The 23,686-nt window shown below is 71.4% G+C and carries 18 protein-coding genes; 8 read left to right on the plus strand and 10 right to left on the minus strand.

The window, feature by feature from the left end; genetic code table 11:
* Window positions 1–70: 70 nt before the first annotated feature.
* Together HV824_RS05760 and HV824_RS05765 are read left to right on the plus strand one after the other, a co-directional pair.
* Window positions 71–1,171 carry a winged helix DNA-binding domain-containing protein gene (locus HV824_RS05760; RefSeq protein ID WP_176422849.1) on the plus strand — a complete coding sequence of 367 codons (1,101 nt, stop codon included), beginning with the start codon at window positions 71–73 and terminating at the stop codon, window positions 1,169–1,171.
* Window positions 1,172–1,243: 72 nt separating this feature from the next.
* On the plus strand, window positions 1,244–1,606 hold the full coding sequence (locus tag HV824_RS05765; protein WP_255207796.1) for a hypothetical protein: 363 nt from the start codon (window positions 1,244–1,246) through the stop codon (window positions 1,604–1,606).
* 69 nt (window positions 1,607–1,675) lie between these two features.
* Here the strand turns inward: HV824_RS05765 and HV824_RS05770 are convergent, their stop codons facing one another.
* Both HV824_RS05770 and dacB read right to left on the minus strand, forming a co-directional pair.
* On the minus strand, window positions 1,676–3,886 hold the full coding sequence (locus tag HV824_RS05770) for a prolyl oligopeptidase family serine peptidase (RefSeq protein WP_176422850.1): 2,211 nt from the start codon (window positions 3,884–3,886) through the stop codon (window positions 1,676–1,678).
* Window positions 3,887–4,038: 152 nt separating this feature from the next.
* The gene (gene dacB, locus HV824_RS05775; protein ID WP_176422851.1) at window positions 4,039–5,523 is read right to left on the minus strand and encodes a D-alanyl-D-alanine carboxypeptidase/D-alanyl-D-alanine-endopeptidase; all 1,485 of its coding nucleotides are present in this window, start codon (window positions 5,521–5,523) and stop codon (window positions 4,039–4,041) included.
* 113 nt (window positions 5,524–5,636) lie between these two features.
* On the opposite strand from dacB, the gene rdgC reads away from it, so the two are divergent.
* Both rdgC and HV824_RS05785 read left to right on the plus strand, forming a co-directional pair.
* Complete coding sequence (rdgC, locus tag HV824_RS05780) at window positions 5,637–6,281, plus strand: recombination-associated protein RdgC (RefSeq protein ID WP_176422852.1); 645 nt, start codon at window positions 5,637–5,639, stop codon at window positions 6,279–6,281.
* The gene (locus tag HV824_RS05785; protein ID WP_176418393.1) at window positions 6,268–6,957 is read left to right on the plus strand and encodes a hypothetical protein; all 690 of its coding nucleotides are present in this window, start codon (window positions 6,268–6,270) and stop codon (window positions 6,955–6,957) included. The genes rdgC and HV824_RS05785 overlap by 14 nt, the downstream gene beginning before the upstream one ends.
* A gap of 10 nt (window positions 6,958–6,967) precedes the next feature.
* Here the strand turns inward: HV824_RS05785 and HV824_RS05790 are convergent, their stop codons facing one another.
* Together HV824_RS05790 and HV824_RS05795 are read right to left on the minus strand one after the other, a co-directional pair.
* Window positions 6,968–7,672, minus strand: coding sequence for a TVP38/TMEM64 family protein (locus tag HV824_RS05790; RefSeq protein ID WP_176418392.1), 705 nt, complete (start codon window positions 7,670–7,672; stop codon window positions 6,968–6,970).
* Entirely contained in the window at window positions 7,665–8,090 is a 426-nt protein-coding gene (locus tag HV824_RS05795) for a GAF domain-containing protein (protein ID WP_176422853.1), read from the minus strand. Before HV824_RS05795 ends, HV824_RS05790 begins: the two co-directional genes overlap by 8 nt.
* 214 nt (window positions 8,091–8,304) lie before the next feature.
* On the opposite strand from HV824_RS05795, the gene HV824_RS05800 reads away from it, so the two are divergent.
* Window positions 8,305–10,506, plus strand: a complete 2,202-nt coding sequence (locus HV824_RS05800; RefSeq protein WP_176422854.1) for an ATP-binding protein — start codon at window positions 8,305–8,307, stop codon at window positions 10,504–10,506.
* Here the strand turns inward: HV824_RS05800 and HV824_RS05805 are convergent.
* Entirely contained in the window at window positions 10,494–10,901 is a 408-nt protein-coding gene (locus tag HV824_RS05805; protein WP_176422855.1) for a hypothetical protein, read from the minus strand. The two genes, HV824_RS05800 and HV824_RS05805, sit on opposite strands and share 13 nt — an antisense overlap.
* Before the next feature lie 290 nt (window positions 10,902–11,191).
* On the opposite strand from HV824_RS05805, the gene HV824_RS05810 reads away from it, so the two are divergent.
* Window positions 11,192–13,492 carry a PQQ-dependent sugar dehydrogenase gene (locus HV824_RS05810; RefSeq protein ID WP_255207797.1) on the plus strand — a complete coding sequence of 767 codons (2,301 nt, stop codon included), beginning with the start codon at window positions 11,192–11,194 and terminating at the stop codon, window positions 13,490–13,492.
* 43 nt (window positions 13,493–13,535) lie between these two features.
* Here the strand turns inward: HV824_RS05810 and HV824_RS05815 are convergent, their stop codons facing one another.
* Window positions 13,536–14,819, minus strand: coding sequence for an endonuclease/exonuclease/phosphatase family protein (locus HV824_RS05815; RefSeq protein WP_176418387.1), 1,284 nt, complete (start codon window positions 14,817–14,819; stop codon window positions 13,536–13,538).
* Window positions 14,820–15,072: 253 nt separating this feature from the next.
* Between HV824_RS05815 and HV824_RS05820 the strand changes: the two genes are divergently transcribed.
* Window positions 15,073–15,876 (plus strand): hypothetical protein, encoded by an 804-nt coding sequence (locus HV824_RS05820; RefSeq protein WP_176422857.1) that lies wholly within the window; start codon window positions 15,073–15,075, stop codon window positions 15,874–15,876.
* 4 nt (window positions 15,877–15,880) lie between these two features.
* Here HV824_RS05820 and HV824_RS05825 read toward each other — a convergent pair whose 3' ends face one another.
* Complete coding sequence (locus HV824_RS05825) at window positions 15,881–16,672, minus strand: hypothetical protein (RefSeq protein ID WP_176422858.1); 792 nt, start codon at window positions 16,670–16,672, stop codon at window positions 15,881–15,883.
* A gap of 136 nt (window positions 16,673–16,808) precedes the next feature.
* On the opposite strand from HV824_RS05825, the gene HV824_RS05830 reads away from it, so the two are divergent.
* Complete coding sequence (locus tag HV824_RS05830; protein ID WP_255207798.1) at window positions 16,809–17,810, plus strand: AraC family transcriptional regulator; 1,002 nt, start codon at window positions 16,809–16,811, stop codon at window positions 17,808–17,810.
* Between the two features lie 30 nt (window positions 17,811–17,840).
* On the opposite strand, the gene xdhB is transcribed toward HV824_RS05830, so the two are convergent.
* From xdhB to HV824_RS05845, 3 genes are all read right to left on the minus strand, one after another.
* Window positions 17,841–21,662: a xanthine dehydrogenase molybdopterin binding subunit gene (gene xdhB, locus HV824_RS05835; RefSeq protein WP_176418383.1), complete on the minus strand. Its 3,822-nt coding sequence runs from the start codon at window positions 21,660–21,662 to the stop codon at window positions 17,841–17,843.
* The gene (xdhC, locus tag HV824_RS05840) at window positions 21,659–22,504 is read right to left on the minus strand and encodes a xanthine dehydrogenase accessory protein XdhC (RefSeq protein ID WP_176418382.1); all 846 of its coding nucleotides are present in this window, start codon (window positions 22,502–22,504) and stop codon (window positions 21,659–21,661) included. Before xdhC ends, xdhB begins: the two co-directional genes overlap by 4 nt.
* Window positions 22,505–22,566: 62 nt before the next feature.
* Complete coding sequence (locus HV824_RS05845; RefSeq protein ID WP_176418381.1) at window positions 22,567–23,679, minus strand: spore photoproduct lyase family protein; 1,113 nt, start codon at window positions 23,677–23,679, stop codon at window positions 22,567–22,569.
* Window positions 23,680–23,686 lie beyond the last annotated feature (7 nt).

Consider the following 23,686-nt stretch of genomic DNA (forward strand, 5'->3'; position numbering starts at 1 on the left):
AAGTGCTACACCTCCGCGACCCGCGAGGTGAGGCGGCACATTCCATTGCTCGCCACGCGGGAGAGGCCACATGCCAGACACCTCGTTGACCCTCAGGGCCCTCAACCGCGCGACGCTGGCGCGGCAGATGTTGCTGACGCGTGAGCAGACCTCCGTGCTCGGCGCGGTGGAGCAACTCCTGGCGCTCCAGGCCCAGCAGGCGAAGCCGCCGTTCATCGGCCTGTGGTCGCGTGTCGAGGGCTTCGAGCGAGCTGCGCTCCAGGCATTGCTTCATCGTAGGGAGGTGGTCCGGGCCACGTTGATGCGCGGCACGCTGCACCTCGCGAGCGCGAAGGACTACCGGAACCTGCGCGCCAGCTTCACGCCGCTGCTCGAGGCCTCGGTGGCCTCAGTGCTGCGCGAGCGCGCGAAGGGGCTGGAGGTCGCGCCGCTCGTGAAGGAGGCGCGCGCCTTCTTCGAGGAAGCCCCGCGCACCTTCGAGGCGCTCCGCGACCACCTGGTGGCCCTCCATCCGCAGATCGACGAGCGCGCCATGGGCTTCGCGGTGCGCATGTTCCTGCCGCTCATCCAGGTCCCCACGGAGACGGAGTGGGGCTACCCCGGCACCACGGACTTCGCGGTCGCGGACGCGTGGCTGGGGGCGCCCCTACGAGCCGAGGCGGATCTGCCCACGCTGGTGCGCCGCTACCTCGCGGCCTTCGGTCCGGCGTCAGTGGCGGATGCCCAGACGTGGTCCGGCCTCAAGGGCCTGAAGCCCGCCTTCGAGGCGCTTCGGCCTTCGCTGCGCACGTTCCGGGATGAGAAGGGGCGGGAGCTGTTTGACTTGCCCGAGGCGCCTCGGCCGGACGAGGACACGCCCTCGCCCCCGCGCTTCCTCCCGGAGTTCGACAGCCTGGTGCTCGGCCATGATGACCGGGCCCGGCTGGTGGAGGAGGCGTACCGCTCCAAGCTCATCACCAAGAACCTGCGCATCCCCGCGACGTTTCTCGTGGACGGCTTCGTCGCCGGGACGTGGACGGTGGAGCGCAAGCGCGCGGTGGCCGCGCTCGTCGTCGAGCCCTTCGCGCCGCTCAAGAAGAAGAAGGACCGCGAGGCCCTGGCGAAGGAAGGTGAGGCGTTGCTGCGCTTCGTCGAGCCCGAAGCTCGCGCGGTCGAGGTCCGGGGGCTTTAAAGGACGTCGTTCTTTTCCGCTTTTCCTCGGGTTAGGCTGGTAGCGCAGCTTGCTCAGGAAAGGTGGTTTCGCATGCGTGGTTCACTGAAGCGGTTCGCGCTCCATGGCGCTGTGTTGCTGGCCGTCGCGGGCCTCACGGCTTGTGGCGTGGTGGATGAAGACGGCGCGGCGTCCGACGGCGTGAGCGAAGAGGCGGCGCTCAACACGGGGTGCTGTACGGCGCAGGGGGGGACGACCCAGGCCTTCTGTGACTCGATTCCCCAGACGCCCGGGCGCTGTAATGAGGTCAACCAGGGCACCTCCTGCATCTGGACGTGCACGGGGTGCTGCCAGGCGCTGCCTGGGACGACTCAGGCCTTCTGCGACTCGCTTCCCCAGACGGAAGGGCGCTGCAACCAGGTGTGGGGCGGCACGGCCTGCACCTGGACCTGCTGAGTCGCACCGCCGTACCGCGTCCACCGCCGCGCCAGTGTCCGGGCGGCGGTGGATGCAGTCCTCACGCGGCTACTGCGGCTTGGGCGCCGCGACCTTCTTCGCCGGGGGCTGGTACTTCATGCCCAGGGCGTTGAACACGAATGAGTACACATCGACCTCCTCCTCGATGCGCGCGTTCAGTGGCGTGCCGGCGCCGTGGCCCGTCTCCGCGTTGGCGCGCAGCAGGATGGGGTTCTTCGCCTTGGTGGCCTCCTGCATCCGGGCCACCATCTTCCGCGAGTGGAACGGATCCACGCGCGGATCGTTCGCGCCGGACGTGAAGAGCACGGAGGGGTAGGCCGTGCCGTCCTTCACGTTGTGGAGCGGCGAGTACGCGTGCAGCGCCTTGAACTGCTCCGGGTTCTTCACGGTGCCGTACTCGGTGATGTTGAACTGGCCGTTGGGCGTCAGCTCCACCCGGAGCATGTCGTAGATGCCCACGCGCGCCACGACGGCGCCGTACATCTCCGGGTGCTGGGTGACGGACGCGCCCATCAGCAGGCCGCCGTTGCTGCCACCCTGGATGGCCAGCTTCTTCGGCTGCGTGTACTTCTGGTCCACCAGCAGCTTCGCGGCGGCGTAGAAGTCGTCGAAGACGTTCTGCTTGTTCGTGAGCGAGCCCTCGGCGTGCCACTTCTCGCCGAACTCCGAGCCGCCGCGCAGGTTGGCCACCGCGAACACGCCCCCCTGCTCCAGCCAGAAGCCGGCCAGCACGTTGAAGTTCGGGCTGATGGAGATGTTGAAGCCGCCGTAGCCCGTCAGCAGGGCCGGGTTGTTGCCGTTGAGCTTGGTGCCCTTCTTCTTGAGGATGCTGACCGGCACCTTCGTGCCGTCCTTGGACGTGGCGAACGCGCGCACCACCTCTACGTTGCTCAGGTCCAACGGCGACGTGCGGGCCAGCGCCGTCTTCTTCACCGTGTTGTCCTTCGCCGAGTACCGGTACCAGGCCATCGGCTGGGTGAAGCTGGTGTTGATGAAGAGCACGTCGTCACCGCCCTGGCTCACGAGCCCGCCCACGGAGGACACGGGCAGGGTGGGCACCGTCCCCAGCGCCTTGCCCTTCAGGTCCACCATGCGCAGCTGCGAAGGCCCGCCGAGCTGCTCACTCACGTAGAGCCGTGACTTCGTGGGGAAGAAGCCCTGGATGCTGGCCTCGCCCTCCGGCACCACCACCGTGGCCTTGTCCAGCGTGGGCGTGGCCAGCGGCAGCCGCAGCACCTTGCCGCGCGGCGCGTCCTTGCGGCTGAGCAGGTACATCGCGCCGTCGTGGCCGAAGCGCGCGCGGATGACCTTGTCCTCGAACTTCGACACCTGCGACCACTTCCCGGCGGCGTCGCGCAGGTACACCATGTACTCGCCGCCATCGCCGTTGGCCACGACGGCGGAGATGTGCTTGCCGTCGTGGGACGTGTCCAGCTCCGTCATCGCGATGCGCGGGAAGTCCTTCCCCAGCACATACGTGTCCTTCTGGGTGGGCGTGCCGAGCTGGTGGAAGTAGACCTGCTGGAAGAAGTTCCGGTCCGCCTCGGGGCGCTCCTCGCCGCGCGGGTGGCGCGTGTAGAAGAAGCCCTTGCCGTCCGCCGTCCACGTCAGGCTGCCGCCCGCCGTACCGCTGTTCACGCGGGGCACGGTCTCATTCGGCAGTGGCTTGCCGGTGGCCACGTCATAGACGGTGACGTCGCCGCTCTCCGTGCCGCTCTTCGACATCGACACTGCGATTCGCTTGCCGTCCAGCGTGGGGACGTACCAGTCGATGGTGGTGTGGCCCGACGGGTCCACCACCATGGGGTCCAGCAGCACGCGCTCCTTGGACGTGTCATCCACCGAGCCGAGCACGACCAGGAAGGCCTGCTGCTTGGGCGGCTGGTACTTCACGGCGAACAGCGTGCCGCCGGCCTCGTGCAGCCCGCCGTAGCCAGGGGACTTCCAGCTCAGCAGCTCGGAGACGCGCTGGCGGATGGACTCGCGTCCGGGCAGCTTGTCCAGCAGCGCGCGGGTGTACGCGTTCTGCGCGTCGTTCCACTGCTTCACCTGCGCGTCGGACGAGTCCTCCAGCCACTGGTACGGGTCCTTCACCGCCGTGCCGTGGTAGGTGTCCACCTGCTCCTTCTTCGGCGTCGCGGGCGCCTTGGCGGCGGCCTTGCGGGGCGCCGCCGCGGTGGGCGCGGGGGCGGGGGCGGCCGGCGCAGCCAGCGGCAGGGTCAGCACCGCCGCCGCCGTCAATGCGGTCTTCAGCTTCACGGTTCACCTCGGGGTTGGAAAACGCGCGGCAGCCTGCCACGTCCCTCGGGACGGGAAACGGCTTCGTTGCGTCGGGAATGCCGCCGCGCGCCGGGTGTTCGCTCGCGCCTGCGCCGTGCGACCGTTGAGAATGAGACGGTGCGCCCTGGCCGTCAGCGCAGCGGCAGCGTGACGAGCCCCGCCGCGAACCGGTCGAACGCCTCGTTGGCGGGCAGGGCGGTGCCGTCGTCCATGTTCCCCAGCATCAGCGCGAAGACGACGCGCGGGTGCCGCGCGTCTGTCGGCCGGTCCACCACCCCCACGAAGCACCGCTGGCCGGACAGCGTGCCCGTCTTCGCGCGGATGTGGCCCGCCGTGTCGGCGGTGACGGGGCGGGCCACGAGCGTGCCGTCCTGGCCGGCCACGGGCAGGCTGTCCAGCAGCGCGGCACCGTAGGCTTCGCGCAGGCTGGTGAAGAGGACGCGCACCAGTCCCCGCGCGGTGGCCAGGTTGTACCGGGACAGGCCGCTGCCATCCACCGGGCGCAAGTCACGCGAGGGGATGCCTCGGCGGGCCAGCTCCTCCGTCAGCGCGGCGCGCAGGGCGCCATAGCTCTCCGTGCCCGTGAGCTCGCGCGCGAAGCGCAGGCCCAGGCGCTCCGCGTACAGGTTGAGGGACTCCTTGTTCGTCACCTTCACCAGCGCGGACAGCGGCGGGCTGATCAGGGTGACCAGGGGCGCGGGCACGGAGGGCCGCGGCGGCGTGGGCGCCTCCAGCGTCATGGGCAGCCGGGGGATGCCGCGCTCCAGCAGGGACGCCTCCACGCAGGCGGCGAAGAGCTGCTCGGGGTCGTCCACCGACAGCCTCACCGCGGCGGAGCGGGGGCAGGTGTCCGCGGCGGAGCGCCACAGGCAGCGCACGCCGGGCCCGCCACGCTGGCGCACGCAGGCCAGGGAGGGGCGCTCCGCGTTCGTGTCCACGCCCACCACGGCCGTCAGCGTCGCGAAGGCGGGCGTCACCTGGAGGGTGGGGGGCTGCGCGCAGTCCGCGCCCGCGGCCCGGGACAGCGCCACGTCCACCACGTTCTCCCGGAAGACGAAGGCCGTGGGCGCCGCGCTGTAGGCATAGGCGGCGTCATCCCAGGCCCAGCCAGGGCCAAACGGGAGCTCCGCCTCCTTCGCGCCGCGCACGCGCACCTTCCCGCGCCACTGGCGGACGCCGCGCGCCTGGAGGGCCTCCGCCACCTGCTCGCACGCCAGGGCCGTCTCGGGGAAGCGCCACGAGCCCAGGGACGGGTCCCCGGTGGGGTCCACCACGATGTCGCCCAGGAAGAGGCCGCCCTCCAGCGTGCCCTCCAGGGCCACCGGCGTCTGGAAGCGGAAGTCCGCGCCCAGCGCGGAGAGGACGGACGCGGTGGAGACGACCTTGAGCGTGGAGGCGGGCAGGAGCCGGACGTGCTCGCGGTGGGTGAAGAGCGGCTCGCCCGTCCGCGCATCCACCACGTAGGCGCTGGCCAGGGCGCCTTCGGCCTCCAGGGTGTCGAAGAGCGCGCGGGCCAGGGAGGGGAGGGTGTCGCCCTCGGGCCGCGTCTCTCGGAAGCAGCCGGAGAGCACCAGGGGGGCCATGAGCAGCAACGAGGCGGACAGGACGCGGCGCATGTCGCCCGCCACGCTACCGCCGTGGGGCGGACCTGTCATGGGGCCGAGGTGGGCCGCCACCCACGCCGAGTGCCTTGACGGCACGGCGCTCGCCCCCCATCCTGCCGCGCCCCATGCCTGTCCTTCGTGGTGCTGTCACGCTGTCGCGCTTCCGGGTCGAACCGGCAAAGGAAGCGCCCTCGGATGTCAAACGCTGGCTGACGCGCGGCCTCAAGGCGCACGCGTTCGAGCCCATCGACCGCCGCTCCGAAGAAGAGCGCGCCGTCGGCTTCGTGGAGCTGGAGACCGAGGAGTCCAGTGAGTTCTCCGCCGGCCGTCTCTACTACGGGGAGTACGCCCTGTTCGCCTTCCGCATCGACACCATCAAGGTGCCGGCCGCGGCGCTCAAGGCGGAGCTGGCGAAGTGGGCCGCCGCCTTCGAGAAGGAGAATGGCCGTCCGCCCAGCCGGGGCGAGAAGACGCAGAGCCGCGGCGAAATCCGCCAGATGCTCCGCAACCGCGCCACGCCCCGCACGTCGACGGTGGACGTGAGCTGGAACCTGAAGACGCAGCAGGTGCAGATCTGGTCCGCGTCGCGCAAGGTGGTGGACGAAATCACCGTCGCGCTGGAGGGCGGGCTGAACGTGAAGTTCTTCGGCATGACGCCGTCGGCCATGGCGCAGACGGCGGGCATCGACGAGTCCCTGCTGGGGCCCACCACGGAGCTGATTGGCATGGACCTGCCGACGACGGCGGAGGTGGCACATGGCGAGGCGTGACGAGGCGCGGGCCGAAGCGGCCTTCATGCGCGGTGATGTCGGCGTGGACGGCGGCGCCACCGAGGAGACGAAGGACGAGGCCGAAGCCGAGAAGGGCAAGGCGCAGGACCAGCTCCTGCGTGGCCGCGCCTACCTGGGCCGGGAGTTCCTCACGTGGCTCCTGTGGCGCACCGAGGCGGGCGGGCCGCTCGTCGAGGTGGAAGGTGAGGGGGTCAGCGTCCTCTTCATGGGCCGCGTGGTGCTGCGCGGCGTGGCGGGCGACGTGACGGAGATGAGCGCCAAGGGCACCCTGGCGCCGTACTCCGAGCAGGTGAAGCACTCGCTGGACCGCGGGCTGCTGGTGGCCCAGGCCCGCCTGCGCTTCACCCAGGGCGAGAAGGAGTTCGAGGCCACGGTGGACTCCGAGTTCCTCGACATCCGCGCGGGCAAGCTGCCGGCGCTGATGAGCGAGGAGGAGGATGACCAGCTCTCCGAGCGGCTCTTCCTGATGGAGCAGCTGTCCGCCATGGTGGACGCGCTGGTGAAGGACTATCTGTCCGTGCGCGCCGGCAAGGGCTGGAGCAAGAGCATCGTCCCCGCGATGAAGGAGTGGATGCGCGGTGACGAGAAGGGCGCGGACGCGCTCGCCAAGGCCGCCCGCGCCCGGGGCCGTGACGCGCGCGCGGCGCGGAGCTGAGCAGGCCGCCCTAGCGTGGCGCCGGGGCCGGATGCGGTGGTGTCCTTCGCCGCATCCAGGCCAGCGCCAGGCCGGGCAGCAGCACCATGCCCGCGAAGAGCAGCAGGAACGACTCCAGCCGCGCGGCGCTGGCGCCCAGCGCGGCATAGGTCACCGAGACGCCCAGGTTGGCCAGGGCGCTCACGGTGAGGAACGTCCGGGGGCGCATGCGGCTGGTGCCCGCGAAGAGCACGGACGTCTCCGCCAGCACCGGCACCGCGCGGAAGGCGAGCAGGAACCAGGGCCCCACCCGGTCGGCGGCGCGGGCCAGCCGGTTCAGCTCGGCGTCACCCACCATGCGCCGCAGCGCCGCCGTTCCGGCTCGCGCGCCCAGGCCATAGCCCACCGCGCAGCCCGCCATCATCCCCAGCCAGGACGTGGCCGCGCCGCCCCAGAAGCCCAGCAGGCCCCCGGCCGCGGTGCCCACCAGGCTGGAGGGCACGGGCAGCACGGCATCGCAGGCCAGCAGTCCCCCGAGCAGCAGCGCGACCTGCCAGGACGGTGGCCGCATGGCCAGGAAGTCTCCAGCCGCGGTCTCCAGGCTGGCGCCGAACCAGGCGAAGGGCACCAGGATGGCGGCCAGCAGCAGCCCGCTGAAGGCCGCCCAGCCCATGACGGCGCGGCCGGACAGCCCGCCTTCACCCGCCGCCGTCAGGCCCGGCGTGGGCTCAGCCATCCGCGATGGGGAGTCGGGACGCCGCGGCCATCAGGGACGTCTCGCGCTCGACGGCCAGCGAGCCTTCCTCGGTGAAGGCGATGCCCACCACCGCGCGCACCCGGCCTGTCGCGTCGAGCACCGGAATCGCCACCGCCGCGCGCGCGTCCACCGCCTTCGCGCCCGGCTTGATGTCGCTGGACGTGTCCTCCTTCAGGTTGCACGTCTGCACGGGCTGCTTGCGCACCTGGGCGAGCCCCGCCATTCCCTTGCCGTGTGGCACGTGCTGGACGGCCGTCATCAACGGCGGCGGGATGTTGAGGGCGGCCACGAGGAAGAGGTCATCTCCCCGCTGAAGGTGGATGGTGCCCGCGGTGGCGCCGTGCTCGCTGGCGAACGACTCCAGCCACGACTGGTAGGACGCGCTCTTTTCGTTCATGGCGCGGAAAACTGTGCGCTTTTGCTTCACCCGCAGTCAACGCGACCCTGGCCCTGGCCTCGTGATGGGAGGCGAGCAGGCATCCGCAAGTCGACGCTTGAGCTCATCCTCCGCGAGACTGTTCAGGTCACGTCATTCCAGTGTACTGGAGGGCACCTCGTGCTCCCGTCCGTGCAGGATGCGGCGCGATGCTTCCCTGGAAGGTCGCCGGTCGATGAAGCCGCGTTCGCTTCGCTTCTATCTCGGGTTGCTCGCGCTCGGCCTGCTCGTGCCGCTCGTGCTCTTCGCGGCGGGGGCGGTGAGCCGCTTCGCGGTGTCGCAGCGGGAGGCGCGGGCGCAGGGCATGCGTGAGACGGCCCGGGCGCTGACGCTCGTCGTGGAGCGGGAGCTGGGGCAGTCGGTCCGGGCGCTGGAGGTGCTGTCGCATTCAGCCCCGCTGTCGCAAGGCGACCTGGAGACCTTCCATGCCACCTGCCAGGCCGTGGTGGCGTCCCAGGCACAATGGGGTTCGCTCTTCCTGCTGGATGTGGAGGGCCGGACGATGTTCTCCACGGACCAGCCCTTCGGAACCGACCTGACGGCGCTCGTGGATGAGCGGCCCTACGTGCGCGAGGTCGTGGAGACGGGGCGCGTGGTCATCTCCGACTTTCCCTCCCCGCGCCTCCAGGGGGCGCCCACCGTGGCGGTGGCGATGCCGGTGCGGCGTCAGGGCGTGCTCGCGGGCGTGCTGGTGGCGACGTACGCCATGCAGCACTTCGACAAGCTCTGGGACGAACAGCGCGTCCCGGGGGACTGGCTGGGCGCGCTGGTGGACGAGGAGGGCGTCATCCTCTCGCGCAGCCGGGGCCGCGCCCGGTTCGTCGGAACGAAGGCCCGGCCCGAATACGTCGAGAGAATCCGCGCGAGCCGCGAGGGCTTCTTCGCGACGCAGACAGTGGATGGGATGAAGTCGTTCACGGCCTACTCGCGCTTGCGGTTGGTGCCCTGGACGGTGTCGTTCTCGGGGCCGCGCGAGGTGTTCGCCGCGTCGGTGAACCAGTCCCTCTTCGCGCTGCTCATCGCGGGGCTGGGGTGCTGTGCCGTCGCCACCGCCTGGGCCGCCTGGGTGAGCCGCCGCATGACGCGTCCGCTCCGCGCCCTGGCCCGCGCGGCCCGGGAGCGCCCGGATTCGGCGGATGCCTTCACCAACGTGGGGCCCACGGGCATCTCCGAGCTGGAGGACCTGCGGGCGACGCTCGCGCTCACCGCGGCCATGGTGATGGAGCGCGAGGCCGCGCTGCGGACGAAGATGACGGAGGCCGAGGCGGCCAACCTCGCCAAGGACCAGTTCCTGGCCATGCTGGGCCATGAGCTGCGCAACCCGCTGTCCGCCATCACCAGCGGCGTGAAGGTGCTGTCGGTGACGGAGGGCGCCGCCAGCCGCGAGCGGGCGCGCGCCCTGGTGGAGCGGCAGGCCCTCCATCTGGCGCGGCTGGTGGACGACCTGCTCGACGTGGAGCGGGTGAGCAGTGGCCGCATCCTGCTCCAGAAGCAGACCATGGACTTGTCGGAGTGCGTGCGGCGCGCCGTCGCGGCGCTGGAGTCCTCCGGACGGACGCAGGCGCACCAGGTGGAGGTGGAGGCCCCGCGGGCCTGGCTGGAGGGGGACGCGAGCCGCCTGGAGCAGGTCGTGACGAACCTCGTGTCCAACGCGCTCAAGTACACGCCGCACGGCGGCCGCGTCCGCGTGGTGACGCGGGAGGAGCCCGGCCACGTGGTGCTGGAGGTGTCCGACACCGGAGATGGCCTGTCACCGGACCTTCAGGAGCGCGTGTTCGAGCTCTTCTTCCAGGCCGAACGCACCCTGGACCGCGCGCAGGGAGGCCTGGGCATTGGCCTCACGCTGGTGAAGCGGTTGGTGGAGCTGCATGGCGGCTCCGTGCGCGCGCACAGTGACGGGCTCGCGAAGGGCAGCACCTTCACGGTGCGGCTGCCGCGCGGCCAGGTCGAACAGGCGCCTGTGCTTCAAGACGCGCCCGTGGCGCCAGCCTCCGGACGTCACGTGTTGCTGGTGGATGACCACACCGACAGCAGGCAGCTCGTCCGCGAGCTGCTTGAGATGGAAGGGCACACCGTCAGCGAAGCGGAGGACGGCCCCTCGGGGCTTGCGCGGGCGCGCGAGCTCCGTCCCGAAGTCGTATTGCTGGACATCGGCCTGCCCGGGCTCGACGGCTACGAGGTGGCCCGCGCGCTCCGTTCGACGGACGAAGGGCGCGACCTGGTGCTCATCGCCGTGACGGGCTACGGCCTGGAAGAGGACCGGCGCCGCGCGCTGGAGGCAGGCTTCGACGAGCACCTGGTGAAGCCGGTGGACCTCGCGCGCCTGCGGGAGTTGCTGCTACCGACGAAGCGAGCCGCGCCGGCCTACTCCACGTAGCCGGGACAGCTCTGGACCGCGGGCTGGCACAGTTGCAACACGCGCGCTGGGTCCGTGAAGGTCTGCTCCCGGGCCTGAAGGTAGCAACCCGCGGGGTCTTCGTCGGGCGCGGCGAACTGGCACAACTGGACGGCCTGGCTTTGCGTGAGTGAGCCTTCATCCTGGGCGCGCACGAAGCAGTCGGCGGGCGTGGATGAACGAGCGCCGCGGCAGAGCTGGGTGGCCAGGGAGTCGCCGAGTCCGCCGTCGGTCGCGCGCTGGTAACAGGACACCTGGGGCACGACGCCCTGGGCGACCGCCGCCGCGGGCACTCCCATGAAGGCGAGCACGGCGGCGGTGAGCGCAGCGCCCGCGAACGGACGAACGAAGCTGGATGTCCCACTGCCTGTCTTCATGAGGCCTCCTCCCCGAGCAATCTAGGGGCTTGCGCGCGGTGAGGCCGGCCCCCGCAGGGCCGTCCGCCCCGGGACGGCGCGACACGGGAAGGGGTCGCTCCGCTGTCTGCCTTTTTCAGCGGGACCGTCAGGCAGCGCGCCGTGTCCGGGGGAAGACGTCCCAGGGACGATGCGCGGTCCTACTTCACGACGCCTGCCAACCACGAGGTCCGGCATCCGGCAGAGGCCGCCCCAGCCGCGAGGTCCAGTCCCTGGCGTTTCGCCCCATGCCGAACCACCACAGCAGCGCCATGAAACAACGACGACCGTCTGTCCTGATGCTGCTGGGCGTGGTGGCGCTCGCGATGGGCCTGCTCGGCATTTCGCTCGCATGTCCTGGCTCCTCGGGTGACCGCTCCGATCGCCCTGGGGACGAAGATGAAATCATCGACCCACAAGCAGACGGAGGGCCAGGCACGGATGGAGACGGGAGCACGCCGACGGCGCCAGATGGTGGGGGCCCGGATGCCCATGCGCTCTTCGGGCTCGACGTGCGCCCCGCGAACCCGACGTGTGTCGCGCCTCCCCGGCCCCCGGACCCCGCGGGGGCCACGCTCTCGCGCGCGTTCCCGGAGCTGAGCTTCACCCAGCCCTTGTTCGCCCTCCAGGCGCCGGGGGACAGCCGCCGCATCTACGTGGTGGAGCGGGGGGGAAGGGTGCGCATGTTCGACAAGGACGCCGCGCCGCCCACCAGCTCCGTGGTCATCGACCTCTCCGGACAGGTGAACATCGAGCATGACGAGACGGGCTTGCTCGGGATGGCCTTCCACCCGGCGTTCGCCACCAATGGCCAGGTGTTCCTCTCCTACGTGGGGAACAACGCGATGGGGGGACTCCGCTCGTACATCGTCCGCTACCTCAGCCCGGATGGTGGGGCCACCCTGGACCCGGCGAGCGCGGAGGTCGTGCTCGAACAGGACCAGCCGTTCTCCTTCCACAACGGCGGCCACCTCGCGTTCGGACCGGATGGCTTCCTCTACTTCGCCTTCGGTGACGGCGGCGGACGGGTGGACCCGAACCAGACGGCCCAGAATCCGGAGCTCCTGCTGGGGAAGATGCTGCGGCTCGACGTGGACAGCGCGCGGCCCTATGCCATTCCGCCCACCAACCCCTACGCCACCAGCGGTGGGCGGAAGGAAATCTACGCCACCGGCTTCCGCAACCCGTGGCGCTGGAGCTTCGACCGGAGCACCGGCGCGCTCTGGCTGGGCGACGTGGGCGAGAAGCTCCTCGAGGAAATCAACCGCGTCGAGCTGGGCGGAAACTACGGCTGGAGCATCCTGGAGGGGACCGAGTGCGCCCGTGGGAGCGGCTGCGGCACCGCCGGGTTGACGCCGCCCGTGGCCGTCTATGGCCGGACCGAAGGCGTCTCCATCACCGGCGGCTACGTGTACCGCGGCGCCGCCGTGCCGGCGCTCTCCGGAAAGTACGTCTTCGGTGACTTCGGCTCGGGCCGCATCTGGACGTTGCCGGGCGACGCCGTGCCTGGCGCCGCCGCGGTGCCGCAGGTGCTCGTCACCACGCCGCTCAGCATCGCCTCGTTCGCCGAGCTGAACGACGGCGAGCTGTTGGTGGTGGACTTCGCCGGGGGCGGACTGCACCGCATCCACGCGTCCACGCCCCCCGCGCCCGGCGGCGAGGCGTTCCCCGCGCTGCTGTCCGTCACGGGCTGCGTGGACCCGGCGAACGCCAACCTCCCCTCGGCGGGCCTCATCCCGTACGGCGTGAATGCCCCGCTCTGGTCGGACGGCGCGCAGAAGGAGCGGTTCCTCGGCGTGCCGGACGGGACGGTGATGACGGTGGGGCCAGAGGGCGTGCTGGACGCGCCTCCCGGCACCGTGACGGTGAAGACGTTCCTCCTGGGCGGCAAGCGCGTGGAGACGCGCCTCTTCATGCGCCATCCGGACGGCACCTGGGCGGGCTACACGTATGAGTGGAACGAAGCGGGGACCGACGCGACGCTGCTGGAGACGGGCAAGGTGAAGACGGTGGGGGCGCAGACGTGGACATACCCCAGCCGGGGCGAATGCATGCAGTGTCACAACGCCACCGCGGGCTTCGTGCTGGGCCTGGAGGTCGCGCAGCTCAACGGGGACTTCGAATACCCAGGCGGGCGCATCGCGTCGCAGCTCCGGACCCTGGAGCACATTGGCGTGCTGACCCTGCCGGCCCCGGTGGAGCAGCTCCCCCGGATGCCGACGTACACCGGGCCGGAGCCCGTGGAGGCGCGCGCGCGGGCCTACCTGCACGCCAACTGCGCCGTCTGTCACCGGCCCAATGGCCTGGGCCGCGGTGAGTCGGACCTGCGCTACGCCACGTCGCTCGCCGCCGCGAAGATTTGTGGCGTGGCGCCGCAGCAGGGCGAGCTGGGCGTGCCCGGCGCGATGCTGGTCACACCGGGAGACCCGTCGAAGTCGGTCCTGTCGCGGCGCATGCACTCGCTGTCGATGACGCGCATGCCGCCGCTGGCCAGCGCGGTGGAGGACACGGAGGGCGCGGGGCTGGTGGATGCGTGGATTACGTCCCTGCCCGCGTGTCCCGCGGGGCCATGAGGCCTCGCGGGACGGGGGCGCCAGCGCCGGTGCGGCTGGCGCATCAGGTGGGCCGCTGGACGGTGCCGGAGGCGGGCTTGCCGTCCTTCAGCCCCGGGGTGCGCACGTCGTAATGCGCCACCACGGGCTGGTGGTCGGAGGACTCGGTGCAGCGGTCCACCTCGAAGAGGCGGGGGACCAGTCCAGGGCTGGCGTAGAGGTTGTCGAAGCGCTTGCCCGTCGCGGGCACCACGCCATTCTCATCCGGCAGCGAGGTGAGGGTGGCGCTGTCGGCGATGTCCTGGAGCCGCAGCCAGTGTTCGCTGCCGCGCTGCACCCGGCCGGAGCGCAGCTCGGCGCACGCCTGCTTCGGCGTCATGAGCGCCCCCCCTGGCAGGCGCACCTGCGCGGTGGTGGCGTGGGCGATGGTCTCCGGCAGGCTCTGCTCCAGCACGTGCAGCTCGTGCCGCAGGCGCGGGTCGGCGATGTTGCCCACCCCTTCGTCCCCCACGCTGGCGTGGGGTTCGCCGTAGCGCACCTCGTATTCCTCCACCGTGTCGGTGTCGTCGTACGTCCTGAGGTGCGCCATCAGCCAGGAGCCGCCCGTCTTGATGGCGGTGTTGGCGTTGAAGTCCCCCAGCACCACCGCGTGCATGACCTCACGGTGGTGCAGCAACGCGTTGAGCTGGCGGAGGTTGCGGGCGTTGATGCCGGAGTCGCCCAGGGTGTGGTGCACGTTGTAGAGCACCACCGGGTGGCCCTCCACCTCCAGGCGCACGTACAGCGCGCCCCGGTCCTCGGGAATCTCGCAGGGGTCGCCGCCGCGCCGCATGATGGCCGCGTCCCGCTCCGCGTCGGGGGTGGCGTACGTGAAGTGCGCCGCGTCCACCAGCGGGTGCCGGGTGAGGAAGGCCTTTCCGTTCACCAGCCGCGCCCCGGGACCGCCGTCATGCCCCTGGTACGCCAGGTGGAAGCCGTAGCGCTCCGCCAGGAGCACGGAGCTGGGGACGTTGGCCTCCTGCAGGCCCAGCACGTCCGGCAGCCGCCCCTGGGCCTCCAGGTCGTCGAAGTAGCCCAGCAAGGCCTCGCGGCGCTGTCCACCGAGCAGGATGTTGTACGTCATCACCGTGAGCCCTGGACCGCGAGGCGAGCGCACCGCCGGGTTGCGGACCACCAGCGTGCGGCCGTCGCCCAGCGCCCGCTCTGTCTTCGGTAGGGGTACGGCGGCGAAGTCCGGAAGCGTCACGGTGGTCTCCCGGCGCGGCACGGCGTCCTCGTGCCCGTGCGCAATCCGGCCAATCAGGGGGCCGACCCCCGGCAGGTGCTCCAACATCTCCGGAACCTTCATCGGGGCTCCTGCCGCGGGAGCGGCTGCGCGGGTTGAGGGCGGAAGGTGTCTTCGTGAAAGGCAACTGGCGCCACAGGTCCTCCTCCATGCCCTCAAGGTCTGTGCTCGCCCTCCCCATGACCAGGGGGCTCCCAGGGAATGGAGGGCTGGCCGGGCTGCCCCGTTCGGGTGGAGGGCGACCAGGCACCCGGGCGCGGCGTCCCGGGCTTGGAGACCGAGGAAGCCCGGGCGCGCTTGTGGTTGAATACCGGACATGCGGCAACTGGCGTTCCTGGCGGTGATGTGTCCTCTCCTGGTGGCGTGCGTCACGACCCAAGCGTTGCCCCGCAGCACCTCCTGCGAGAAGGGCCACCTGTGGGCCTGCAACGAGTGGGGCGAGCAGCTCCTCCAGGACGGCGACCGGAGCCAGGCGGAGACGGCCTTCTCCAAGGCCTGTGACGGTGGCTCGGAGCAGGGGTGCCTGGCCCTGGGGCGCCTGCGCATGGCGGACGGCAACCTCGCGGGCGCCGAGGCGCCGCTCGTCACGGTGTACGAGACGGACAGCGAGGAAGGCGCCCTGGCGCTCGCGGACCTCTACGACGCGCGGGGGGGCGAAGCGCACGCCCTGGCGGCGGCCCGGCTCCGGTGGGAGGCGCCGGCGCTGGACAAGCCGCCCTTCGACTTCGCCATGCAGTACCGGGTGGGGGCGTGGCGGCCGACGGCGGACCTGGCCCTCACCATCCAGCCCATGGCCTTCCTGAGCCGGCGGCTCAACATCGGCTCGAACCTGGCCTACACGAGCCGGGGCATCTCCGAGTTCAACGGCTTCGTCGGCTACCAGCACTTCGTCAATACCTGGGTGGTGCCCTACGGCCGCTTGATGATGGGCACCGCGACGCGCGCCTCGCGCGACCCGGGCTTCAACGTGGGCGCGGAGGTGGGCACGCGGCTGGCCCTGGGGTACTTCGGCCATGTCAACGTCGCCGCCGGCCTGTCCCGGGCGAGCGGCAACTACATGTCCGTGGGCGTGGGCCTCAACGGCCTCTTCGTGCTGCTGGCGCTGCTGCACGTGCGCTGACGCCTCAGCGCGAGGGCCGCCCCAACACGTAGGTGATGGCGGCCTTGCCCGGGGCCTTCGCCTCGCCCACCTCCCAGGTGTATCCCTCGCGCGCCAGGGCCGCCGTCATCCGCCGGAGCTCGTCGGGCTGGTGCGTCCTCAGCGCGGACACCAGCCCGTCCCAGAAGATGATGAGCGGGGCCACGGGCACCACGTAGGTGAGCAGCAGCCGCAGCGGCGTCAGCGGCCTCACCAGGGGCGTGAAGAGCAGCACCAGCAGGGGCACCAGCAACATGGACAGCAGGGCCGGGGGCGTGCGGCGCACCGTCTCGAACGCGGCGATGGGAACGCCGCGGGCCTGGGCGTCCACCAGCACCGCGCGGGCCTCGTCCGGCCGGAAGTGGTGCAGGGCGTTGAAGAGGGTGCGCATGCCCCGCAGGTCCGTTGGAACCTGGAGCGCGTCCACCGAGCGCTCCAGGTACTGCACGCCCTCTGCCCGCGCCCGTTCGGCGGCCTGGGCGTTGGGGAACTTGTCGGTGAGCACCACGCGCGCGTCGATGCCGTGCTTCTCCGCGAGCAGCTGTCGCAGGCGGGGCAGGGGGCCTCGGCCGCCGGAGCCCAGGTCCACCAGCTCAGGGCCCTGTGCCGCATTCAGCCCGCGCGCCAGGACTTCCGCCGCGGCGTCGAACATTCCCAGGCGCGTGCTGACAGTGTGGAGGTAGTCGGTCGTCAGGTCCCGCAGCACGGCGGGGAACCACGCCTGGTCGGTGAACTCGAAGAGATGCAGCCGGGGGAGCAGCGAAGGCGTGTCGTCCATGAGAATCCAAGCGTGCGCGCCCCCCGTCACCCGCGCACTGACGGATGGCGACAGAACGGCTTGCTGTCCGCGCCACCGCGCCATTAACGTCCCGTTCGTGGCGCGGCCGCCTCCGTCCTCATCCTCCGAGCCGTCCTTGTCAGCGCGGATGGCGCGGCAGGCGCTCCGGCTCGCGGCGACGCGAGGCTTGCCGGTGGAGGCGCTCTGCCGGGAGGCGGGCTTCCGGATGGAGGACCTGGAAGACCCGGAGCTGCGAATTCCCTACGCCGCGCTGGACGGACTGCTGGAGCGGGCGGAGGCGCTGTCCGGGGACGCGAACCTGGGGCTGCACATCGCCCGCGTGGACGTGGTGGACCTGGATGACCCGGCCACCTTCGTCGTTCTCACCTGCGCGACGCTGCGGGACGCCATGGAGCGGGGCTGCCGCTACCAGCGCGTCTGGGGAGACGGGGAGCGCTTCCTGCTGGAGGAGACGGAGCGTGGGGTGCGCATGCGCTTCACGCCCGTGGGCGCGCCCCGGCCCGCGCACCGGCACCTGGTGGACGCGGCGCTGGTGCAGTTCGCCACCGGGGTGAGGGCCTTCACGGGCGTGGAGGTCCGGCCGCTCGTCGTGCGCTTCACCCACACCGCGCCCGCGGACCTCCGCGAGCACGAGGCGCTCTTCGGGTGTCCCTTGGAGTTCGGCGCGCCCTTCAACGCCATCGAGTTCTCCCACGAGGACGCCCAGCGGCCCTTCCTCCACGCGAACGCGCTGCTCAACGCCATGTTCCAACGTCAGGCGCAGCGTGCGCTGGAGCGTCTGCCGGACGTGTCCACGACCACCGAGCGCGTCCGGGAGCAGGTCCGGCGCGAGCTGGCCGGCGGGGACTTCTCCTTCGTGGCTGTCGCCCGGGCTCTGCGGCAGCCGCCGCGGACGCTCCAGCGGCGGCTCGCGGCAGAAGGGCAGCGCTACGCGGCCATCGTCGAGGCCCTGCGCCGCGAGCTGTCCGAGTCCTACCTCCAGCGCCGCATGTCCATCGCCGAGGTGTCCTTCCTCCTCGGCTACGCGGACCCGGTGGCCTTCCACCGCGCCTTCAAGCGCTGGTGGGGGCTGAGCCCGGAGGGCTTCCGGCGGGAGCGGCTCCAGGCCCCACGCTGAGCCATGGCCGCCGTCCGTCCGAGCGGCGGCTCAGGCCGCCTCGCGTCCGCTCTCCGCCGCCGCGCGCGCCAGCCGCTTCTGGATGGCGAGGAACAGCGCCTCGTGCGTGGCGGGGGAGGCGAGCTCCACGTCGCCACCGGCCTGTCCGAAGGCGGCCACCGCCTCACGCAGGGCCTCGCGCGCGGACATGGCCAGCATCAGCGGCGGCTCACCCACGGCCTTGCTGCCGTGGATGGTGTTGTGCTGCTGCGCCCGCTCCAGCAGCCGCACCCGGAAGTCGATGGGCGCGTCGCTGAAGGCCGGCACCGCGTAGGTGCTGGCGGAGTGCGTGAGCAGCCGGCCATTCGCGTCCCAGCGGAGCTCCTCGCCCGTGAGCCAGCCCAGGCCCTGGACGAAGCCGCCTTCAATCTGCCCGCGGTCCACGCCGGGGTTGAGCGAATCACCCACGTCCTCCAGCAGGTCCACGCGCAGCACGCGCTTGATGCCCGTGTGGCCGTCCACCTCCACCTCGCACACCGCCGCGCCGTAGGCGAAGTAGAGGAAGGGGCGTCCCCGGCCCTTGGCCTTGTCGTAGCCGATGCCCGGCGTCTGGTAGTAGCCCGTCGAGGACAGGCCCACGCGCGACAGGTACGCCGCCTCCACCACGTCCGCGAAGGGCAGGGCGACCTCGGGCTCCCCGCGCGGGCCCACCTTCCCGTCACTGAACAGCAGGGCGTCCGGCGCCACGCTCCGCCCGTGCCGGTCCGACAACAGGCGCACAGCCACCGGGGCCAGCCGCTCCCGCAGCGTGACGCAGGCCACGCGCACGGCGGCGCCGTTCAAGTCAGAGCCGCTGGAGGCCGCCGTGGCGGAGGTGTTGGGCACCTTGTCCGTCGCCGTCTTCGCCATCCGCACCGCGTCCGCCGTGACGCCCAGCTCGCGCATGACCACGCCCAGCACCTTGGTGTGCAGGCCCTGGCCCATCTCCGTGCCACCGTGGGACACCATGACCGAGCCGTCCCGGTACACGTGCACCAGCGCGCCGGCCTGGTTGAGGAAGGTGGCGGTGAAGGAGATGCCGAACTTCATGGGGGTGATGGCGAGCCCCCGCTTGATGAAGGGGGACTGGGCGTTGAACGCCGCCACGTCGCGCCGCCGGCGCTCGAACTCCGACGACTGCTTGAGCTCCTCCCACACGCGGAGGATGCGCTCGTCCTCCAGCTCCTGGCCGTAGTGCGTGGTGTTCGTCTCTCCGGCGCCGCGGTAGAGGTTGCGCTCGCGGACCTCGTCCGCTGGCAGCCCCACGGCCCGGGCCACGCGGGCGAGGACCTCCTCCGTCACCAGCATGCCCTGTGGACCACCGAAGCCGCGGAAGGCGGTGTTGGAGACGAGGTGCGTCTTCGCCACCCGCCCGGAGTACGCCAGCGCCGGCACGTAGTACGCGTTGTCCAGGTGGAAAAGCGCGCGGTCCAGGATGGACTCGGACAAGTCCAGGGACCAGCCGCCATTGGACACCAGCTGGACGCGCAGGGCCAGCAGCCGCCCCTGGTCGTCGAAGCCCACCTCGTAGGAGGCCTGGAACGGGTGGCGCTTGCCCGTCACCGCCATGTCCACGTCGCGGTCCAGCATCCACCGCACTGAACGCCCCGTGTGCCACGCGGCCAGCGCGACGAGCGCGGCGGGCGCGTTGCCCTGCGTCTCCTTGCCGCCGAAGCCGCCGCCCATGCGCGGCGACTTCACCACCACGCGGCTGCGCGGCAGGTGCAGCACATGGGAGATGATGGCCTGCACCTCGGACGGGTGCTGGGTGGAGGACACGACGGTGATGTCGCCGTCGTCACCGCGCTCGGCGAAGGCGGCCTGGGTCTCCAGGTAGAAGTGCTCCTGCCCGCCAATGGCCAGCGTGCCCGACAGGCGGTGGGGGCTGCTGTCCAGCGCGGCGTCCACGTCGCCCCGGCGGATGACGTGTGGCTCGGTGTGGTAGCTGCTCCGCGCCACGGCGTCCTCCACCGTGAGGATGGCGGGCAGGGGCTCGTACTCCACCTCCACGGCGCGGGCGCCCGCGCGGCAGGCCTCCACGGACTCGCCCACCACCAGCGCGACCATCTGCCCGTGGAAGAGCACCTCGCGGTCCGCCAGCAGCGGCTCGTCGCGGCGGATGGGGCCGGTGTCATTCATGCCGGGGATGTCCTCGGCCATGAGCACCTTCACCACGCCGGGCACCTTGCGCGCCGCCGTGGGGTCTCTCTTGAGGATGCGGGCGTGCGCATGGGGCGAGCACACCGGCCAGACCTCCAGCATGGGCCGCTGCTGCGCCTGGTCGTCCACGTACCGCGCGCTGCCCGTCACGTGGCCCAGCGCGCTCTCGTGCCGCAGCGCGCGCCCCGCGTCCGCGGGGGCCTGAACGTCACCCGCGTCGAAGCCCGGCGCGGCGTCCAGGGCCGGGCTGTGCGAGCCGGAGAAGAACTTCTCCAGCAGGCTCGCCACCAGCCCTCGCCGGTACTCCGCGCTGCCGCGCAGGTCGCTGATGGGCGTGAGCTCCTCCGCGAGCACGGGCAGCGCGCGCGCCACCGTCTCGGCCGTCCAGGGCTGCCCGGTGAGCACCGCCTCCGCGCGGCGCGCACGCACGGGCGTGGCCGCGACGCCGCCGTAGCCCAGGCGCGCCAGCGTCACCACGCCGCCCGCGTCCAGCTCCACGCGGAAGCCCGCGGCGACGATGCTGATGTCCAGCTCGCGCCGCTTGGACACCTTGAAGGAGTCGGAGAGCCGCCGTCCTCCCTCGGGCACGGCGGCGTGGGGGATGACGATGTGGCGAACCACTTCGTCCGGCTGGAGCGCCGTCTTCCGGTAGGCGAGGAAGAAGTCGGACAGCGCCACCGTGCGCTCGCCGCGCACCGAGCCCAGGACGAGCGAGGCCTCCAGGGCGAGCAGCACCGGCGCCATGTCGCCAATGGGCGACGCGGTCACCAGGTTGCCCGCCAGCGTGGCGCGCTGGCGAATCTGCCGGGAGGCGAAGACGTTGAGCATCTTCTTCACCTCGGGCAGCTCGTCACCCAGGGCCTCCTCCAGCGCCACCAGCGAGGCCGCGCCGCCCACATACCAGCCGTCATGCTCACGGCGGACGGCGCGCAGGGACTCCACGCCCTCGGTGGAGATGAGGAAGGGGTAGCGGCGGGCCTTCTTGGTGATGTCCACCCCCAGCTCGGTGGCGCCCGCCACCAGGTGGGCCTCCGGGTGCTTCGCGCGCAGGTCGAGCAGCTCCTCCCACGACGTGGGGCGCAGGAACGTCTGTCCACCGGCCTCGTAGCGCAGCGGGGACAACGGCTCGGCGGGGCCTTCGAGCGGCGCGGAGGGAATCGCCGTGGCGGGCGCGGGTCCTTCGTCGCGCTGGGCCAGCGCCTCCATCATCGCGTCGCGGATGGGGCGGTAGCCGGTGCAGCGGCAGAGGTTGCCACAGAGCTGGTCCGCCACGGCCGACGGGGTACAGACGTCCTTGCGGGAGTACGCCTCCGCCATGGAGACGATGAAGCCCGGCGTGCAGAAGCCACACTGCGAGCCGTAGTGCTTCACCATGGCCTGCTGCACCGGGTGAGGCTTCTCGCTGCTGCCCACGCCTTCCACCGTCACCAGCTCACGGCCGGCCACCATGGGCACCAGGGCGATGCACGCGTTGAAGGCGCGCAGGCAGCGGTTGCCCTGGGCGTCCCGGTCCACCAGGGCCACGGTGCACGCGCCGCAGTCGCCCTCGGCGCAGCCCTGCTTGGTGCCGGTGAGGCCGCGGGCCCGCAGGAAGTCGAGCAGCGTGGTGTTGGGGGAGACGCCATCGACGTGGACCGTCGCGCCATTGAGCCGGAACTCGAACATGTTGCTCATTCTCCTGACGAGACCCCGCGCAGGCGGGGCGTCTCCGAGGACGGGGCCCCGGCGGTAGTTTCGGTGTCTTCACCCGGGGCGCCCAGGTGATGGAGCTGGAGGAGGCCGGCGGCGATGCTCACCGCGACCTCCTGGGGCGACTTGCCGCCAATCTCCAGCCCCATGGGGCAGCGCACGCGGGCCAGCTGCGCCGCCGTCGCGCCCCGGGCCTCCAGGCGCTGACGGAAGCGGGCCCACTTGGTGTTGCTTCCAATGAGGCCCACGTAGCGCGCGGGCTTCTCCAGAGCGAAGGCGATGATGTCCTGGTCCAGGTCATGCCGGTGCGTCATCACCGCGAGGTACGTGCGGCGGGCGTCCCAGACGGCGCGCGAGGCGAAGATGTCCCACGGCTCCTCGTGGCGGATGACGGAGGCGGGGATGCGCTCGCCGTGGACCCACTCGGGGCGCTCATCCACCAGGTGGACCTGGAAGGGCGTGCCGTCCAACGTGCGGCACAGGGCCTGACCCACGTGGCCGGCGCCGAAGAGGTACAGGCGTGGGCCGTGGTTCACCGGCTCCATGAAGACGTCCACCACGCCGCCACAGCACTGGCCCAGCTTCGAGCCCAGCGGATACCGGTAGGCACGGGCTTCCCCTTTCTCCAGGCAGGCGCGGGCGTCCGCGAGGACGAGCTGCTCCAGGTGGCCACCGCCCACGGTGCCGTGGAACGTGCCGTCCGCGCGGACAAGCAGCTTCGCGCCGGGCTCGGCGGGGGTACTTCCCTGACACACCGTCACGGTCGCCACGGCGAACGGAACTTCGTCCCGCGACCACTCCGCCAGTTGGCGGACCCAATCCCACATGGTCCGGCCGAGTCTGCCACAGGCCGGGCCGCCCACGTCACGCCCATGACGCGGAGTCCGGCTCAAAACGCGTAGCGCACCTGGCAGTAGGGCAGGCGGCGGGCCAGCAGTTCCTTGAATTCAGCGACCAGGCGGCCCTTGAGGCCGGTGCGGTAGCGCACGTTGTGGCCGCCGCCCTGGGACACCTTGGCCTCCTGGGTGTCCGGCGTCCACAGCAGGGACTCCGCCTTCGGGTGCCAGCGGAGGTTCACCTCGTGGAGGCCCGGGTGGTGGGTGAGGAAGATGACCTCGGCGGCCAGCTGCGCCTTCGCGGCGGGGCCCAGGCCCGCGTCCACCTGCTGGAACAGCGCGTCGTACTCCTCCTGCCACCCCTCGTAGACGACGACGGGGGAGAAGTTGAGGTGGACCTCGTAGCCGGCGGCGACGAACGCGTCGATGGCGGCGATCCGTTCGGCGATGGGGCTGGTGCGCACGTCGAGCAGCTTCGCCTTGGCCGCGGGCATCAGGCTGAAGCGGAGGCGTGTCTTGCCCTTGGGGGCGTAGCGGAGCAGCTCGGGGTTCACCAGCTTGGTGGCGAAGGTGCCCATGGCGTTGGGCAGCGTGGTGAACAGGCGCACCAAATCCCGCACGTTGTCGCTGAGGGCGGCGTCCGCGGCGCAGTCGCTGTTGCAGCCGATGTCATAGGCCCAGTAGCGCGGGTCCACGCTGTTGGGCTCCGTCTTGGGCCCCAGCTTCCCCGCGTGCCGGCGGATGGCGGCGACAATCCGGTCGATGTTGACGAAGACGGTGACGGGGTTGGCGTAGCCCTTGTGCCGGGGGACGTAGCAGTAGGCGCAGCTCATGACGCAGCCGTTGGCGGCGGAGGGCGGGATGAAGTCGCAGCTGCGCCCGTTGGGTGTGAAGGACATCGTCTTCTTCACGCCCAGCACCAGGGTGCTGCCCTTGATGCGGTTCCACGCCTCGGCGTTGCCCGCGTTGCCGAACAGCCCGGGGATGCCCTGGTGCGAGGCCACGGGGATGCGCTCCGCGTCCGGGAAGCGCGCGAGGAGCTCCCGGCCCCGCAGGTGCTCCTCGACGCCCGTCTCCACGTAGATGCGGGACACCTTGAGCAGCCGGTCCAGCGGGCCGGGCTCCGAGGGCGGCGGGGCCGGGGGGAACAGGTCCAGGTTCGACATGGGCCGT

It is taken from the genome of Myxococcus sp. AM009, from assembly GCF_013372605.1.
Classification (GTDB): Bacteria; Myxococcota; Myxococcia; order Myxococcales; family Myxococcaceae; genus Myxococcus; species Myxococcus vastator.

Excerpts from the sequence above, each read along its gene's own strand:
- HV824_RS05800 (WP_176422854.1), top strand. The coding sequence starts at position 8,305 with ATGAAGCCGCGTTCGCTTCGCTTCTATCTCGGGTTGCTCGCGCTCGGC.
- dacB (WP_176422851.1), bottom strand. The coding sequence starts at position 5,523 with ATGCGCCGCGTCCTGTCCGCCTCGTTGCTGCTCATGGCCCCCCTGGTG.
- HV824_RS05825 (WP_176422858.1), bottom strand. The coding sequence starts at position 16,672 with ATGGACGACACGCCTTCGCTGCTCCCCCGGCTGCATCTCTTCGAGTTC.
- xdhC (WP_176418382.1), bottom strand. The coding sequence starts at position 22,504 with ATGTGGGATTGGGTCCGCCAACTGGCGGAGTGGTCGCGGGACGAAGTT.
- rdgC (WP_176422852.1), top strand. The coding sequence starts at position 5,637 with ATGCCTGTCCTTCGTGGTGCTGTCACGCTGTCGCGCTTCCGGGTCGAA.
- xdhB (WP_176418383.1), bottom strand. The coding sequence starts at position 21,662 with ATGAGCAACATGTTCGAGTTCCGGCTCAATGGCGCGACGGTCCACGTC.
- HV824_RS05815 (WP_176418387.1), bottom strand. The coding sequence starts at position 14,819 with ATGAAGGTTCCGGAGATGTTGGAGCACCTGCCGGGGGTCGGCCCCCTG.
- HV824_RS05785 (WP_176418393.1), top strand. The coding sequence starts at position 6,268 with ATGGCGAGGCGTGACGAGGCGCGGGCCGAAGCGGCCTTCATGCGCGGT.
- HV824_RS05805 (WP_176422855.1), bottom strand. The coding sequence starts at position 10,901 with ATGAAGACAGGCAGTGGGACATCCAGCTTCGTTCGTCCGTTCGCGGGC.
- HV824_RS05820 (WP_176422857.1), top strand. The coding sequence starts at position 15,073 with ATGCGGCAACTGGCGTTCCTGGCGGTGATGTGTCCTCTCCTGGTGGCG.
- HV824_RS05845 (WP_176418381.1), bottom strand. The coding sequence starts at position 23,679 with ATGTCGAACCTGGACCTGTTCCCCCCGGCCCCGCCGCCCTCGGAGCCC.
- HV824_RS05790 (WP_176418392.1), bottom strand. The coding sequence starts at position 7,672 with ATGGCTGAGCCCACGCCGGGCCTGACGGCGGCGGGTGAAGGCGGGCTG.
- HV824_RS05760 (WP_176422849.1), top strand. The coding sequence starts at position 71 with ATGCCAGACACCTCGTTGACCCTCAGGGCCCTCAACCGCGCGACGCTG.
- HV824_RS05795 (WP_176422853.1), bottom strand. The coding sequence starts at position 8,090 with ATGAACGAAAAGAGCGCGTCCTACCAGTCGTGGCTGGAGTCGTTCGCC.
- HV824_RS05765 (WP_255207796.1), top strand. The coding sequence starts at position 1,244 with ATGCGTGGTTCACTGAAGCGGTTCGCGCTCCATGGCGCTGTGTTGCTG.
- HV824_RS05810 (WP_255207797.1), top strand. The coding sequence starts at position 11,192 with ATGAAACAACGACGACCGTCTGTCCTGATGCTGCTGGGCGTGGTGGCG.